This is a genomic window from Bradyrhizobium sp. RT6a, from assembly GCF_040547675.1.
Lineage (GTDB): Bacteria > Pseudomonadota > Alphaproteobacteria > Rhizobiales > Xanthobacteraceae > Bradyrhizobium.
Window position 1 is genome coordinate 428,580 of record NZ_JBEPQC010000004.1, and the last position, 14,736, is coordinate 443,315.

General features: G+C 64.3%; 17 protein-coding genes and 1 riboswitch. Of the genes, 8 read left to right on the forward strand and 9 right to left on the reverse strand.

The window, feature by feature from the left end; genetic code table 11:
* Window positions 1–44: 44 nt before the first annotated feature.
* Together ABIC03_RS23815 and ABIC03_RS23820 are read right to left on the reverse strand one after the other, a co-directional pair.
* The gene (locus ABIC03_RS23815; protein ID WP_247284454.1) at window positions 45–737 is read right to left on the reverse strand and encodes a ribonuclease T2 family protein; all 693 of its coding nucleotides are present in this window, start codon (window positions 735–737) and stop codon (window positions 45–47) included.
* Between the two features lie 120 nt (window positions 738–857).
* Complete coding sequence (locus ABIC03_RS23820; RefSeq protein WP_027565385.1) at window positions 858–1,322, reverse strand: hypothetical protein; 465 nt, start codon at window positions 1,320–1,322, stop codon at window positions 858–860.
* 182 nt (window positions 1,323–1,504) lie between these two features.
* Between ABIC03_RS23820 and ABIC03_RS23825 the strand changes: the two genes are divergently transcribed.
* Entirely contained in the window at window positions 1,505–1,798 is a 294-nt protein-coding gene (locus tag ABIC03_RS23825) for a hypothetical protein (protein WP_354061547.1), read from the forward strand.
* A 44-nt stretch (window positions 1,799–1,842) separates the two neighbouring features.
* A complete protein-coding gene (locus tag ABIC03_RS23830; protein ID WP_354061549.1) occupies window positions 1,843–2,373 on the forward strand; it encodes a DUF3617 domain-containing protein in 531 nt (176 codons plus the stop codon).
* A gap of 168 nt (window positions 2,374–2,541) precedes the next feature.
* On the opposite strand, the gene ABIC03_RS23835 is transcribed toward ABIC03_RS23830, so the two are convergent.
* Genes ABIC03_RS23835 through ABIC03_RS23845 form a run of 3 tightly spaced genes read right to left on the reverse strand, consistent with a single transcriptional unit; the run spans window position 2,542 to window position 5,215 of the window.
* Complete coding sequence (locus tag ABIC03_RS23835) at window positions 2,542–3,930, reverse strand: ATP-binding protein (protein WP_275172441.1); 1,389 nt, start codon at window positions 3,928–3,930, stop codon at window positions 2,542–2,544.
* Window positions 3,931–3,947: 17 nt separating this feature from the next.
* Window positions 3,948–4,679: a response regulator gene (locus tag ABIC03_RS23840; RefSeq protein ID WP_275172442.1), complete on the reverse strand. Its 732-nt coding sequence runs from the start codon at window positions 4,677–4,679 to the stop codon at window positions 3,948–3,950.
* The gene (locus tag ABIC03_RS23845) at window positions 4,676–5,215 is read right to left on the reverse strand and encodes a MarR family winged helix-turn-helix transcriptional regulator (protein ID WP_007596846.1); all 540 of its coding nucleotides are present in this window, start codon (window positions 5,213–5,215) and stop codon (window positions 4,676–4,678) included. Before ABIC03_RS23845 ends, ABIC03_RS23840 begins: the two co-directional genes overlap by 4 nt.
* A 341-nt stretch (window positions 5,216–5,556) precedes the next feature.
* Here ABIC03_RS23845 and ABIC03_RS23850 point away from each other — a divergent pair, with 341 nt between their 5' ends.
* From ABIC03_RS23850 to ABIC03_RS23870, 5 genes are all read left to right on the forward strand, one after another.
* Window positions 5,557–6,639, forward strand: a complete 1,083-nt coding sequence (locus ABIC03_RS23850; RefSeq protein WP_354061552.1) for a branched-chain amino acid aminotransferase — start codon at window positions 5,557–5,559, stop codon at window positions 6,637–6,639.
* A 108-nt stretch (window positions 6,640–6,747) separates the two neighbouring features.
* Complete coding sequence (locus ABIC03_RS23855; protein WP_275172444.1) at window positions 6,748–7,272, forward strand: YegJ family protein; 525 nt, start codon at window positions 6,748–6,750, stop codon at window positions 7,270–7,272.
* A 50-nt stretch (window positions 7,273–7,322) separates the two neighbouring features.
* Window positions 7,323–8,843, forward strand: a complete 1,521-nt coding sequence (gene hisS, locus ABIC03_RS23860) for a histidine--tRNA ligase (RefSeq protein ID WP_354061554.1) — start codon at window positions 7,323–7,325, stop codon at window positions 8,841–8,843.
* A gap of 55 nt (window positions 8,844–8,898) precedes the next feature.
* Window positions 8,899–9,147, forward strand: coding sequence for a tautomerase family protein (locus ABIC03_RS23865; RefSeq protein ID WP_354062018.1), 249 nt, complete (start codon window positions 8,899–8,901; stop codon window positions 9,145–9,147).
* A gap of 180 nt (window positions 9,148–9,327) precedes the next feature.
* Window positions 9,328–9,723 carry a thioesterase family protein gene (locus ABIC03_RS23870; RefSeq protein ID WP_354061556.1) on the forward strand — a complete coding sequence of 132 codons (396 nt, stop codon included), beginning with the start codon at window positions 9,328–9,330 and terminating at the stop codon, window positions 9,721–9,723.
* A gap of 13 nt (window positions 9,724–9,736) precedes the next feature.
* Here ABIC03_RS23870 and proC read toward each other — a convergent pair whose 3' ends face one another.
* Window positions 9,737–10,564, reverse strand: coding sequence for a pyrroline-5-carboxylate reductase (proC, locus tag ABIC03_RS23875; RefSeq protein ID WP_354061558.1), 828 nt, complete (start codon window positions 10,562–10,564; stop codon window positions 9,737–9,739).
* 183 nt (window positions 10,565–10,747) lie between these two features.
* Window positions 10,748–11,248: a type III secretion system chaperone family protein gene (locus ABIC03_RS23880; protein ID WP_018453509.1), complete on the reverse strand. Its 501-nt coding sequence runs from the start codon at window positions 11,246–11,248 to the stop codon at window positions 10,748–10,750.
* A gap of 408 nt (window positions 11,249–11,656) precedes the next feature.
* Window positions 11,657–11,814: riboswitch (FMN riboswitch) on the forward strand.
* Between the two features lie 75 nt (window positions 11,815–11,889).
* Between ABIC03_RS23880 and ABIC03_RS23885 the strand changes: the two genes are divergently transcribed.
* On the forward strand, window positions 11,890–12,468 hold the full coding sequence (locus ABIC03_RS23885) for a 6,7-dimethyl-8-ribityllumazine synthase (protein WP_275172448.1): 579 nt from the start codon (window positions 11,890–11,892) through the stop codon (window positions 12,466–12,468).
* 82 nt (window positions 12,469–12,550) lie between these two features.
* On the opposite strand, the gene ABIC03_RS23890 is transcribed toward ABIC03_RS23885, so the two are convergent.
* Both ABIC03_RS23890 and ABIC03_RS23895 read right to left on the reverse strand, forming a co-directional pair.
* Window positions 12,551–13,585, reverse strand: a complete 1,035-nt coding sequence (locus tag ABIC03_RS23890) for a D-alanine--D-alanine ligase family protein (protein ID WP_354061561.1) — start codon at window positions 13,583–13,585, stop codon at window positions 12,551–12,553.
* Complete coding sequence (locus ABIC03_RS23895) at window positions 13,582–14,610, reverse strand: putative zinc-binding metallopeptidase (RefSeq protein ID WP_354061563.1); 1,029 nt, start codon at window positions 14,608–14,610, stop codon at window positions 13,582–13,584. Before ABIC03_RS23895 ends, ABIC03_RS23890 begins: the two co-directional genes overlap by 4 nt.
* Window positions 14,611–14,736: the final 126 nt, after the last annotated feature.

A 14,736-nucleotide genomic window follows, 5' to 3' on the forward strand; every position in this document is an offset into this window, starting at 1 on the left:
ACTACGCCACGTGACGGCTTGAGCAAAGAGGCACGATGCCTGGGCTACCCGCCCCTGATCGGCGGCATTGCCACCTGGTCGCGGCGGCAGGCGCGGCGGTCGATCTCCTCGCAGGCGCGGAATTGAAGGTCCTTGCTGAGGCAGATGCGGACTTCCGATAGCCGCGTCCGGTTGCAGGTGATCGAGACGGCGGCATTGCTGAGGCCCGGGTTGGCCTTGATGAAGGCCTCTTCCACCTCCGCCGGCGCCACGGTCTTGGCCTGCGACAAATCGAGATATTCGGCCGGAATCTTGATCGCGGCGCGCGCCTTCCGGATCGTCTCGAAATAACTGCGGTCGGCCAGCCCCGAGCAGGTGCCGTGCTTGTCCCACTCGTTGAAGATCAGCCCCGGCGCCGGCATCAGATCGAGCATGGAGGAGACGATGCTGCGGTTCAGCCGCGGCGACGGCCGCTGGCAATATTCCGGAAAACCGTTCTCATATTGCGGCCACAGACCGTGGACCACGAAAGCGTAGGGCCGTCCGCTGCACTGGATCTGCGAACGGCCGCCGCGCTCCGCCGCCTCTTCGCAGAAGGAGGGCGACCACGACAGCGACAGCACATAAAAATCGAATTCGCCGGGCGTGTTCTGCCGCTTGTCCTGGGCCTTGGCGCCACCGGCCAATGCAGCCAACCCGGCTGCAAGCGTCAGTGAGATCATCAGGCGGGAAAAGGAATGCAATCTGGAATGAAACATGGCGACGCCCCTCAACTAGACTGTGCAGATCAGCCTAGCAGGCGACAGGAACATTTCAAGAACAAAATTCGGGCGACCGTCGTTCGGCCGCCGGACCGGTCCGGATCAGAACTTTTTCAGTTATTGCTTGGCGGCGCGGCAGGCCGGGTTGTAGGCCCAGTTGCGGTCGAGCCCGACCACGCACCATTCGACGCCCTGACCGTAGCCGGCGAAGCCGCCATCCTCGACGATCGAGAAATGCACCTTGCGCATCTTGCCGTCCGTGAGCATGGCCTCGCCGGTGCAATAGCGGCGCGGGATGTTGTCGGATGCCCAGGGCCGGAACGCGGTCTCGTGAACCGCGGCGAAGCCGGTGATCTTCAACGAGGAATTCCAGAACGAGCTTTCTTTCTCCCAGAACTGGCTGGCGATCGTCGGCAGCGCCCTGTCGCATTCGGAGACGTTGCCGTCATAGCGCGGCCCGCTCAGCCAGAAATTCAGCTCCAGCGGATTGGCGGCCCTGGCCTCGCCGAGCGACAGCGCCCCGAACAGGAGGCCGAGCACGGCGGCGAAGCGGAGCGATTTCAGGAAGGTCGAGGCGCGCATGGATGATCCAGACAGCATGATCTGCGAGGGTCGGACGGTGCCGCGAAGGCCGGGAGAGGTCAAGTGCAGCGCGGCAACACTTGCCGACGAGTTGACCGCAATGCTGCACTAGAGGGGCCTTCCGTTCTTTCCACCGCCGCGCTAGCACCGTAAACTGCCGCCAACCAATCGGAGTGACGGGAATGCGAATCATTGCGGCCGCGGGCCTTCTTGCCCTGGGTATGATGGCGAGCCAGTCGGCGCGCGCCGATCTGCTTCCGGTGCCTCCGTTCAAGGGCAACGACACCGGCGGCATCATCGCCTATTCGATGGCAACCCAGACCGATGCGCGGCAGGTCGCGGTCGATCACTGCGCGCGCTACGGCAAGGTCGCCAAATTCCTGGCGGTGCAGGCCTATGAGGGCGGCTACATCTCGTTCTCCTGCCGCTGGGTGCCCTATGGCGCCGCCGACCAGCCGATCCGCACGCTCTACTGAGGCGCTTTCGCAACGCCGCTATCTCGCAGCCGGGAGCTTCCCACATGACGCGCAAGCTCGCTTTGCTCGGCTCCGCACTTTGCCTCGTCCTGTCGGCAGGCAGCGCTCGCGCTGAAGACCTGCCGGTGCGCAAGGCGGGCCTGTGGGAATTGAAAATGGTCAGGACCAGCACGCCGGTGCCCGAGATGACCATGCAGCACTGCACCGACGAGACCGTCGACAAGGAGATGAACAACAACGTCTCCCCGATGGCCAAGCAGATCTGCGCCAAGCAGGACATCAAGAAAACCGCGACTGGCTATGTCAGCGATTCCGAGTGCAACGTCGCCGGCATCAGCACGACCTCGCATGCTGAGATATCAGGCGATTTCAATTCGGCCTATACGGTGAAGACGTCGTCGCACGCGCAAGGCGGCGCCGCCGGCGCGGCAGGCCGCGACACGACCATGCAGCTTGAAGCGAAATGGCTGGGGGCCTGCAAGCCGGACCAGAAGCCCGGCGATATCGTGATGCCCGGCGGCTTCAAGATGAACGTGCGCGACATGGACAAGCTGAAGGCGCTGTTGCCGAAGTAGGTGCCGCGCGGCCGGTGCGCTCCCTCGCCCCGTTCTTACGGGAGAGGGATGGGGTGAGGGGCCTCTCTCCACACGTGCGATTGTTGAGGGACCTCTACCCCCTCACCCGAATTCGATCAGCGATCGAATTCGACCTCTCCCCGCAAGCGGGGCGAGGTGAAGAGGCGCCTACACCGGTATCCGCACGCTCGCCCTTAATCCCCCCATCGGGCTGTCGCCAAGCGTGATGTCGCCGCCGTGCGAACGGGCGATGTCGCGGGCGATCGCGAGGCCAAGACCCGTGCCGCCTTCGTCCTGATTGCGGGCGTTGTCGAGCCGCAGGAACGGCTTGAACACTTCTTCGCGCAAGTGCGCGGGAATGCCCGGTCCGTCGTCGTCGACCGTGACGGTCAAATAACGGTGATCGCGCTGGCCGGTAATGGCGATGCTCTTGCCGTAGCGGGCGGCGTTGGTGACGAGGTTGGCGAGGCAGCGCTTGAACGAGGCCGGCTTCACCGTGACCACGGGCAGTCCGTTGAACGCGACGGTCGCCGTGTGGCCGTGGCGCTCGGCGTCGCTGCGCAGCTCCTCGAGCGCCTGGGCCATGTCGGTCGGCTGCGACTGCTCGCCGGAATCGCCGCGGGCAAACGCGAGGTAGTCCTCGAGCATCATCGACATCTCGTCGACGTCCTTGCGCATGCCCTCCATTTCGGGACTGTCGCCGATCAGCGCCAGCTCGAGCTTGAACCGCGTCAGGATCGTGCGCAGATCGTGGCTGACGCCGGCGAGCATCGCGGTGCGCTGCTCCATCGTCCGCTCGATGCGCGACTTCATTTCGAGGAAGGCGACCGACGCGCGCCGTACCTCGCGTGCGCCGCGCGGCCTGAAGTTCGGTGCCTCGCGGCCTTTGCCAAAACTTTCGGCGGCATCGGCAAGTCGCAGGATCGGCTTGATCTGGTTGCGCAGGAATAGCACCGCGACGATCAGCAGGATCGAGGACGTGCCGACCATCCAGAACAGGAAAATCTCCGAGTTCGAGGCATAGGCGGCGCTGCGTTGCGCGAACACGCGCATCACGGCGTCGTCGAGCTGGATCCGGATCTCGACAAGGTTGGAGCGGCCGACCGTGTCGATCCAGAAGGAGCGCCCGATCTGGCGGCCGAGCTGCACCGACAGCGTCTGGTCGAGCAGCGAGAAGAACGGCTTTGGTCCCGGCGGCGGCATGTCGCCGGCCGGGAGGAAATCGACGACGAGGCCGAGGCGCTGCTGTGCGATGCGGCGGATCTGGTCGCGATCCCGGTCTTGCGGATAGCCCTTGTAGACGTCGATCAGCGCGGCGATGTCCTGTACCACCGCGGCCGACAGGCGCCGTGTCACCGTGTTCCAGTGCCGCTCCATGAACACGAAGGCGACGACCGATTGCAGGATCACCATCGGCACGATCATGATCAGCAGCGCACGCGCATAAAGGCCGGTCGGCATCCAGCCTTTGAACGCGTTGCCCATCCAGCCATTGGCGGCGGAGACGCGGCCGGCGGCGCTCTTCAAAAGCGTCAGGCCGGTATCGATCGTGCTCATCGGTGGCGCTTCACTTTTTATGGCGAGGCTACCAGCCGGTAGCCGATGCCGCGCACGGCCTGGAGGAACAGCGGATTGGCGGGATCGGTCTCGATCTTGCGCCGCAGGCGGTTGATCTGCACGTCGACGGCGCGCTCGTTAACGCTGCCATTGCCGGTCAGCGCGCTGCGCGGCACGGTCTCGCCCGGTGTCTCCGATAGAATCCGCAGCATCTCGCGCTCGCGGTCGGTCAGGTGAATGACGTCTTCGCCCTGGCGCAGTTCGCCACGGTCGAGGTGATAGATGTACGGGCCAAACGCGATCTTCTCTACTGCAGCGGCCTGCGGCGGCGGCGCGGCGCGCTTGAGGATGTTGTTGATGCGCAGCGCAAGCTCGCGCGGCTCGAACGGCTTTGCGACGTAGTCGTCGGCACCGATCTGCAGGCCCTCGATGCGCGCTTCGGCTTCGTGCCGCGCCGTCAGCATCACGATCGGCACCGAGGACGAGGTCCGGATGAAACGGGCGAGATCGAAGCCGGTCTCGCCGGGCATCATGACATCGAGGATCAAGAGGTCGAAGTGCAGGCCCATCAGCTTCGCGCGAGCGTCGCTGGCGCTGGCCGCGGTCGAGACGCGATAGCCTTCGCCGGCAAGGAAGCGCGAGAGCAGGTCGCGGATGCGGCGGTCGTCGTCGACCAGCAGGAGATGCGGAGCATCGTCGGCGGGGCGTGCCGGCGGGCGTGCGAGCGTGGCAGCGAGCGGCACGGTCACTCCTTGTCCTGATTGACGGTGGCAAAGATCGTCTCGAGCACCTTATCCGGATCGTCGCGGTCGATCATCGCGCGCAGGAAGCGCTTGACGGTCTCGGCATCCTGCGGCGCCATCTCGGCGAGTGCCTTGGTGATGCGCGTGGTCTGGAGACCGGCGAGCTTCTGCACCAGCGCCTCGCCCTTCGGCGTCGCAAACAGCAGGCGTTGGCGGCGATCATTGTCGCCGGTCTTCTGCACGATATAGCCCTCGTCCAGGAGCTGCTTGAGCACCCGGCCGAGCGATTGCTTGGTGATGCGCAGGACGTCGAGGAGGTCGGCGACCTTGAGGCCGGGATAGCGATAGACGAAGTGCATGACGCGGTGATGGGCCCGGCCGAAGCCGAATGCCTCCAGCTCCTGGTCGGGATCGCCGACGAAATCGCGATAGGCGAAGAACAGCAGTTCGATGATATCCCAGCGCAAATTGCCTCCGTCGTCTGCGGCCGGCCGCGGCCCGGCAGCGTCTTGAGAAGGAGTCGCGAAATTTATGTCAGGCATCTTGACGTATCTTGGTTTGAATGTTACAAAACGATCGGCCCGTACGAAATTTTAGATCGTCTCGCATCGGGTGGGCATTCGAAGCAAGGCGGCCGCACAGGGGCCAGACAGGCGGCGACGGCCGGAGCAGATCTACGGTGCGATTGTCGAACGGCATTTCGGCAAAACATACTGGACTTCCGTCTTCCGCAAAAGCATGTCCTCGGTGACATGCTGGCCACGGAAACCGGCCGTAACAAGGCTGGCGGCGGTCCGGCCAGAAACCAATCGAGCCAGCCGGGCCCAAATCAGGGCAGGCGGGTGCCAGAACGGCGCCGCCACCGGCAGCGGGAGGCAAGGACATGAGCATGAAATTCGACATCCAGCCCGCATCCAATCCGATCCCCGAGAAGGATCGGGTCGCCAAGCTGGTGGACCCCGGTTTCGGGCGGGTCTTCACCGACCATATGGCGGTGGTCCGCTACAACCAGGCCAAGGGCGGCTGGTACGAGGCGCGTGTCGAGGCCCGCGCCAATTTCCAGCTCGATCCGGCCGGCGCCGTCCTGCACTACGCTCAGGAAATTTTTGAAGGCCTCAAGGCCTACAAGCGCGACGACGGCGGCGTGAACCTGTTCCGCCCCGATGCCAATGCGCGGCGCTTCAAGGACTCGGCCGACCGCATGGCGATGGCGCAGCTTCCCGAAGACGTCTTCATCGAGGCGGTCGAGCAAGTCGTGCGCATCGACCGCGCCTGGATGCCGGGCGGCGAGGGCAGCCTTTACCTGCGCCCGTTCATGATCGCGAGCGAGACCTTCCTCGGCGTCAAGCCGTCGTCCGAATACATCTTCGCGGTGATCGCCTCGCCGGTCGGCTCCTACTTCAAGGGCGGCCCCGCGCCGGTGTCGATCTGGGTCTCGGAGAATTACACGCGCGCTGCGGTCGGCGGCACCGGCGCCGTCAAATGCGGCGGCAACTATGCCGCAAGCCTGCGCGCCCAGGCTGAAGCCATCCAGCACGGCTGCGATCAGGTCGTCTTCCTCGATGCGATCGAGCGCCGCTATGTCGAGGAGCTCGGCGGCATGAACGTGTTCTTCGTGTTCGACGACGGCTCGCTCTCGACGCCGCCGCTCGGCACCATCCTGCCCGGCATCACCCGCGATTCCATCATCGCGCTGGCCAAGGACGCCGGCAAGACCGTGCGCGAGGAGCCGTACTCGCTCGACCAATGGCGCAAGGATGCGGCAAGCGGCAAGCTGAAGGAGGCGTTTGCCTGCGGCACCGCCGCCGTGATCTCGCCCATCGGCACGGTGCGCTCGGTGAGCGGCGATTTCGAGATCAGCGGCGGCGCGGCTGGCCCGGTCGCCATGGGCCTGCGCAAGCAGCTCGTCGACATCCAGTACGGCCGCACCAACGATCCGCACAACTGGATCCGCAATCTGTCTTGATTTTTGCCCCCTTTCTCTCTCCGCTCGCGGGGAGAGAGAGGCGCAATGAACGCGACACGATGATCGTACGACAAAGTCCGAGACCTCGAATACCTGGACATCGCGATCATGACATCCACTCTTCCCCAGTCCCTGAAATGGGTGGTTCTTGCCGCGGTCACCGGCATCACCGTATTCGGCATTCTGACCATCGGCCCCAAGCCGGACGTCTCTGCTGAGGGCCGTTCGCCCGTCGTCGACGTGCGCACCACCGATCCGGAGATGAACACCGCGATCGCGCGCGCCCGCGGCACGCTGCCGACCTTCTGGGCCTCCTATGAGGCGCCGAAGCCGTCGGAAACGGGGCATGCCCTGAAGGTGCACTTTTCGACCCGCAAAGGCGGTGAGCATATCTGGATGGCCGACGTGAAGAAGCTACCCAATGGGGCCTATTCCGGCCTCTTCGCCAACGAGCCACGCGATCTGCCCGGCAAGCGGGCAGGCGACAAGGTCGAATTCACTGAAGCTGACATCTCGGACTGGATGTTCATGCGCAACGACAAGATCGTCGGCGGCGAAACCATCAAGCCGACGCTGAAGTCGCTGCCGAAAGCGGACGCGGATGCGCTCCGGGCACGGATGGAGCAGCCGTAAGGAACTAACCGGCAGTTGCCGCTTCGCGCGTCGGCTGGTAAATGCCGCGCATGGCCGAAAAACCCAAAAAACCGCAGAAACTGAAGGCGCGCTTGCCGCGCGGGCTCGAGGATCGCGATCCCGCCGCGATCCGGGCGACGCGCGAGATGGTGGAGAAGATCCGCGCCGTCTACGAGCTCTACGGGTTCGAGCCGGTGGAAACGCCGGCGATGGAATACACCGACGCGCTCGGCAAGTTCCTGCCCGATCAGGATCGTCCGAACGAGGGCGTGTTCTCGTTCCAGGACGACGACGAGCAGTGGATCTCGCTGCGCTACGATCTGACCGCGCCGCTCGCGCGGTACGTCGGCGAGCGCTACGGGACCGACGGCCTTGTCCTGCCGTATCGCAGCTATCGCGTCGGCTACGTCTTCCGCAACGAAAAGCCCGGCCCCGGCCGCTTCCGCCAGTTCATGCAGTTCGATGCCGACACGGTTGGCTCGGCAACGCCGGCGGCCGACGCAGAGATCTGCATGATGGCGGCCGACACGATGGAGGCGCTGGGCATCGCGCGCGGCTCGTATGTGGTGAAGGTGAACAACCGCAAGGTGCTCGACGGCGTTCTGGAAGCAATCGGGCTCGGTGGCGAAGAGAACGCGGGCCGCAGGCTGACCGTGCTGCGCGCGATCGACAAGCTCGACAAGTTTCCCGCCGAGGAAGTGCGCAAACTGCTCGGTCCCGGTAGATGGGATGGCGGCGAAGAAGGCAAGGGCGACTTCACGAAGGGCGCCAATTTGAGCGCGTCGGAAGCTGACGTCGTCCTCGCCATCACCAAACTGCGCGACGATTGGAAAGAGGCGATCGCCGCGGCGGAAACCTATCTCGCCAAGAGCGAAGTCGGTCAGGCCGGCGTGAGCGAGTTGGAAGAGATTGCCAAGCTGGTCACCGCGTCGGGTTACGGCGCAGACCGCATCAAGATCGATCCGTCCGTCGTGCGCGGCCTCGAATATTACACCGGTCCCGTCTACGAGGTCGAATTGCTGCTCGACACCAAGGACGAAAAAGGCCGTCCGGTCCGGTTCGGCTCGGTCGGCGGCGGTGGACGCTATGACGGCCTGGTCTCGCGCTTCCGCGGCGAGCCGGTGCCAGCGACCGGGTTCTCGATCGGCGTGTCGCGGCTTCAGGCGGCGCTGACGCTGCTCGGCAAGCTCGACACGAAGCCCGGGTTCGGCCCCGTCGTCGTCACCGTGTTCGATCGCGATCGCGTCGCCGACTACCAGAAGATGGTGGCGTCGTTGCGCAGCGCCGGCATCCGCGCCGAGCTCTATCTCGGCAATCCCAAGAACATGGGCAACCAGCTCAAATATGCGGATCGCCGCAAAGCGCCGTGCGTCATCATCCAGGGCTCGGATGAAAAAGCGCGTGGCGAGGTGCAGATCAAGGATCTGATCGAGGGCGCCAAGGCGGCGGCCGCGATCGCTTCCAACCAGGAATGGCGCGAGAGCCGCCCGGCGCAGTTCTCGTGCAGCGAGGCCGACCTCGTCGCCAAAGTGCGCGAGGTGTTGGCGCGCCATGACGTGAGCTGGGGCTAGCCATTCGCTGACGCCGGCATGCCCGGGCTTGTCCCGGGCATCCACCTCCTGTTTGATGACGCCCGTCAATGGCCGGTGTTCGGCCCCAAGGGAGAGAAAAATGCCTGAGATCACTGTCAGCATGGCCGAAGGCCGCACCGACGAGCAAAAGGCCGGCATGATGCGCGACATCACCCAGGCACTGGTGAAGAACCTCGGCGTCGATGCCGACGCCGTCGTCATCCAGATCAACGAAGCCCCGCTCCGCCACAAGATGAAGGGCGGCAAGACGTTCGTGGAGCGCGCGGCGGCTGCGAAGAAGTAGCGGCGGCTGAAGCTGCAAATTGTAACTGTCGTCCTGGCGAAAGCCAGGACCCATTACCCCAAGCGGCAGTTGTTGCAGCAGGTCGTGGTTTAGACCGCGCATAACAATTTTCAGCCGGGGTAATGGGTCCTGGATCGGCGCTCGCGTTGCTCGCTTGTCCAGGACGACGAGGGAGGCTCCATGGACGCACGCGACTTCATCAAGGTCGGCATGAGCGCCGAGCGCACGCTGGTGGTGCCGGTGGAGCGCACGGTCGGGCATTTCGTGCCCGGCATGCCGATGGTCTATGCGACGCCGATGATGATTCTGGAAATGGAGATGACGTCGGGCGATGCGATTCGTGCCGCGCTTCAGCCCGGCTGGGTCACCGTCGGCACCGAGGTCGATATCCGCCATCTTGCAGCAGCCCTCGTCGGCGCGACGGTGCGGACCAGCGCAAAGGTTTTCGCAGTCGAACGCCGCGTCATCCGCTTCGAGGTCGAGGCCTTCGAGGGCTCGCGCAAGCTCGGCGAAGGCCGCCACGCACGCGGGCTCGTCAATGTCGCGATGTTCAACAAGCGGCTGGGGGCGACATAGCCCCGCGCTCTAGCTACTTCGCCAATTCCTTCGACCGCTGCGTCGCCGCCGCGATCGCGCGGATCATCAGATCGCGCAGGCCGGGCTCGCCCATCAGCACGCCGAGTGCCGCGGCCGTGGTGCCGCCGGGCGAGGTGACGTTCTGGCGCAGCGTGCCGGAGGCAAGCTCCGACTGGTGGAGAAGTTCACCCGAGCCGGCGACGGTTTCGCGCGCGAGTTTTGTCGCTAGCGCTTCGGGCAATCCGGCCTCGACGCCGGCGCGTGCGAGCTCTTCGGCAAGCAGAAACACATAGGCCGGGCCCGAGCCGGACACCGCGGTCACCGCGTCCATCAGGCTCTCATCTTCGACCCATTCGACCGAGCCGGTGGCGCGTAGCAGCGCATCGGCGACCGCGCGTTGCTGTGCGCTGACATTGTTCGCGGCGACAGCCACCGTGATGCCGCGACCGATCGCGGCCGGTGTGTTCGGCATCGCGCGCACCACCGCGCCGCCGCAGATCTCTTGAAGCGAGGCGATCGTGGTTCCCGCCATGATCGACACCACGAAGGTCTTGTCCGAGACGAATGGCTTCAGCTTGGCGCCGGCCTCGCGGAACATTTGCGGCTTCACCGCGATGACGAGCGTCTCAACCTGGCCCGCCGTCGTCACATCAGGATTGAGCGCAACCCCCTTGCCGGCAAGCGCGGTGATCTCGGCCGAGACGTGCGGATCAATCACCGCGACGCGGTGCGGATCGAGCCCTCCCGAAAGCCATCCGGTCAGCATCGCGCCGCCCATCTTGCCCGCGCCGGCGAGCAGGATGGTGCCGGTGATGTTCTCGAGAGTGCTGTTGCTCGTCATAGCCGTTGCCACCGCCGTCGTCCCGGCGAAGGCCGGGACCCATTACCACGGCTGGTTCTAGTGGAAGGATGGCAGGGCAACAAGCATCGCGAGCTACACAAAGACCTCGCGGTATGGGTCCTGGCTTTCGCTAGGACGACGATGGAGAAAGCTGGGCTCGCTCGCCGCCTCGGGAGAGTGCGCTTACGCCTCGCCCACCGTGTCGAACATTGCCGCGTCCATGGCTTCCGTCGTGGACTTGCCCGCCCACACCACGAACTGGAACGCCGGGAAATAGCGTTCGCAGGCGTGGATGGCGCCGGCGAGCATGGCTTCGCATTGGCCGGTGGAGGCAATGAGCCCGCCCGGCAGCACCAGGGCCTGCCGGTGCATGATCATGCCGGTGGTGGTCCACAGGTCGAAGTGCCCGACCCAAAGCTGCTCGTTGACGGCGGCCACGAGCCGCTGCACCTCCGGTCGCCGCGCAACCGGAATCTTCATGTCGAACGCGCAGGCCAGATGCAGCGCCTCGATCTCGCCCATCCAGGTGAAGGAGATCTGGTAGTCGGTCCATTGTCCCTTGGAGACAATCGTGAGTTCGTCTTCGCCGGAGCGTTCGAACGGCCAGTTGTTGCTGGCAGCGATATCCTCGACCACCGCGAGCGGATGGTTCTTGGAATCGATAGTGCCTTCGAGCAGGGACATGCCGTCTCGACCTCTTGCCTTTTTGTTGTCTTTGATACGCACGCGGTTGGTCCGGCGCGCGCTCCCTTAATATTGCTAAGGCGATCCGTTCGGATCAGCGCGGGCTTGTCGCGGATCAACTGATGTGATTTGCGGAATCTGCGCAACTGGCTGCCGAGTCCGTCCACAAGTCAGGACTCGTTCGTCCACAGCTCATCTCCGCCACAATTATTAACGCGGGTGAGGCTGAACCGGACGGAGAAGAACAAACCGGAATCGGATTCGCCGTTAGCCAGCCAATCCTTAATTCCGCCGTGGCGACTGGACCGCCATGGCGGCATGGGACCATGCGGTTTTCCAATGCGGAACCCGCTTGCCGCGGCCTCCAACCGGCGTCATATTTCGGTCAGGCCGTTCATTCCGGACGGCCGATGTTCTCAGGGCGGGGTGAAAGTCCCCACCGGCGGTAAGGGCCGTAAGGCCTAAGCCCGCGAGCGCCTTCCTCAAAGCCTTGCTGAGGGGAAGGGTCAGCAGATTCGGTGCAACTCCGAAGCCGACGGTTAAAGTCCGGATGAAAGAGAACGGTCGGTGGCAGACGCATCGCAGGATGCGGCTGTTGTCGTTCCGTGTGCCCTGATTCTGGTCCTTAACTGAGGAAAGCCATGAATCAGATGTTGCAAGACCCCCAAGCCGAAACTTCCAAGGCCGAAATTTCCCAACCAACCCAAACGCCACCGCCGGTTCCGCAGGATCCGGCGCCCGAGCACCCGCGCTTCGCGAAACCGCAGCGGGTGGCCTTCGTGCAGGCCTGCTGGCACCGCGACGTGGTCGAGGAGGCCCGTATCGCCTTCGTGAGGGAGGCGGAAGCGCGCCACCTCAATCATGTCGACGTATTCGAGGTGCCGGGCTCGTTCGAGATCCCGCTGCATGCGCAGATCCTCGCCAAGACACGGCGCTACACCGCGATCGTCGCGGCCGGCCTCGTCGTCGACGGCGGCATCTATCGCCATGAGTTCGTCGCCGACACCGTGATCAAGGCGTTGATGGACGTGCAGCTGCGCACCGAGGTGCCCGTGTTCTCCGCGGTTCTGACGCCCCAGCAATTCCACGAAACCGAGGTGCACTACGATTTCTTCCGCAAGCATTTTGCGATCAAGGGCGTCGAGGTGGCGGCCGCCTGTGCGGAGACATTGCTCGGGCTCGAACGCCTGCGCGGCCAGGTCGCCGCGGGAATCGCGTAACGCCGCGCGACGACCATTCCTCATCCCTAGTGGCGCGAAGCGCGTCTCGACGGATGAGGAGCGATCGCCGCCGTGTTCGTCATCAGCCGAGCGAGACCCCCGCCTTGGCGCGGCTGATTCCGAGGGCCAGGATGCGCTGCAGGAGGGCCGGATATTTGAGTCCGGCATGTTGAGCCGCCGTGGCGAACTCCTGGCTCTTCGCGATCTCGGGATTGGGATTGGCTTCGATGAAATACGGCGTGCCGTCGGCGGTGAGACGAAAATCGATGCGCGCGTAGCCGTCGAGGCCAAGCGCCCGATAGATGCGTTTCGCGGCCCGCTGGATCCTGGCGGTCACTTCCGGCGCCAGATCCTTCGCTGGCCCGTCGACGATGCCGACCTTCTCCTGATAATCGGTGTCGTGCTTGGCCTTCTCGGTGGCGATGTGCCGTGAAGAGCGGCCGCCCATGCTGCCGAATTTCAACTCCCAGATCGGCAGAACGCGTAAGCGGTTGTTGCCGAGCACGCCGACGTAAAGCTCTCGCCCCTCGATGAACTGCTCGGCGATGGCGGCGGATTCGACCCGCTCGTGGATAAAGGCGACCCGCTCCGCCAGCTTTTCGTCGGTGTCGACGATCGAGGCTTGCGAGATGCCGAACGAGCCATCCATGTTCAGGCTCTTGACGATCAGCGGCAGCGCAAGACGCGTCGGGCGTTTCACCTTGCGGCGCATCGGGAAGACGGCAAAGGCCGGCGCGGCGATCCGGCGGTGATGCACCAGCGTCTTGGACAAATCCTTGCCGCGGGCCAGGGTCAGGCCGCGCGGATTGCACCCGGTATAAGGGACCTTCATCAGCTCGAGATAGCTCGCGATGTGCTGGTCGAAGGCGACGTTGTTGTGGAATTCCTCCAGCAGCGTGAAAACCACGTGCGGCTTGAACTCCTCGATCGCCTCGCGCACCGGCTTGATTTCCTCCTGCGCACCGAGCGGTCGAACCTCGTGGCCGGCTGCGCGCAAGGTGCTCACCACGTCGTATTCGGTTTTCCACGCATTGATCTCCTGTGCGGAGTATCCGTCGGAGGAGTCCGGGGGCAGGAAGTCCGGATGCATGAGGACCAGGATGCGGAGGCGTCTCATAGCGCGATCCATTTTCGCTGAGACGGGCCAAACATCGTGTGCATCGTCTTGGCGGTCACGAGGACGATGAAGTCGAGAACGAGCTTCTGTTCAGGACCGACGGCGCGCAGGTCGAGCTCGCGACAGCGGGAGATCATCTCGTCAAGCACGGCATCGAGTGTAAGCTGATTCTCGCCCGTCCATCGCGCCACCAGCTGCCTGATATGGGCGCGGTGTCGCCGGATCAGGGCCGAAGCCGGCTTCGACCGGTGATGCCGTGGATCGGCTGAAAACAGCCGGGAGAGATCGCGGTCGTAGGTCTTGGGGGGCGTGAAGGCGTAGAACGCCTGCTTCTTCTTGTAGTGCTCTTCGAGCGTCTGGCTGAGCCGACCCAGCGTATCGACACGCTCCCGCGTCGTGATCGGCGGCCGCTTTCCCGCGATCTCGCCCATCAGCTCGTCGACATATTCGAGCTTCTTCAATGCCGGCCAGCCGGCATATCGCGTCCGCCAGTTCGAGCGCGGCCGCAGCCACACCGCAAAGGTCTCGGCGAAATCCTCGTCCGGATGGCTCTGCGCGTACCAGAGCCGCAGATGCTGGACATAGCGCCGGCTCGCCGGATTGGGCCGGTAATAGCGCGGATAATGTTTCGACGACGGGCCGAACAGTTGCTGCCAGCGCCGGCGGCGCTGTAGCTGGTAGCCGTGCTGTATGGCGTGGCCCGCTTCGTGACGGAGGATGGCCATGCATTCGCGCCAGGTTCCACCCTCGACGTCGAACATCATCTTCTTCTCGAGCTTCATCAGGCGGGGATGAGCGAGATAGAACGGAATGGCGATGCCGGGAACGCCGCCCGGACTGAACCATTCGCTCGACATCCATGTGTGCGGCCGCAGCCGGATATCCCGTTCTTCCAGCTCCTCGTAGAGCGTGCTGACGCAGTCCTCGAGCCAGGTGCCCTCGACCGTAACCCTCAGGCTGGAGAGGCGTTGCTTGAGCAACTCGTCATCCGACAGCTTCTCCCAGGCAAATTTCCGGCGTGGCATCGGGCATCCAGAGGGCAGAGATGACTCGGGATCGGATGATGTCATGGGCGGTCGTTGGCAACAACCCGGGGGCTGCCTTGTAAGGGACGCAGACGCTCGCACTTCCTCTCCCCGCAAGCGGGGCGA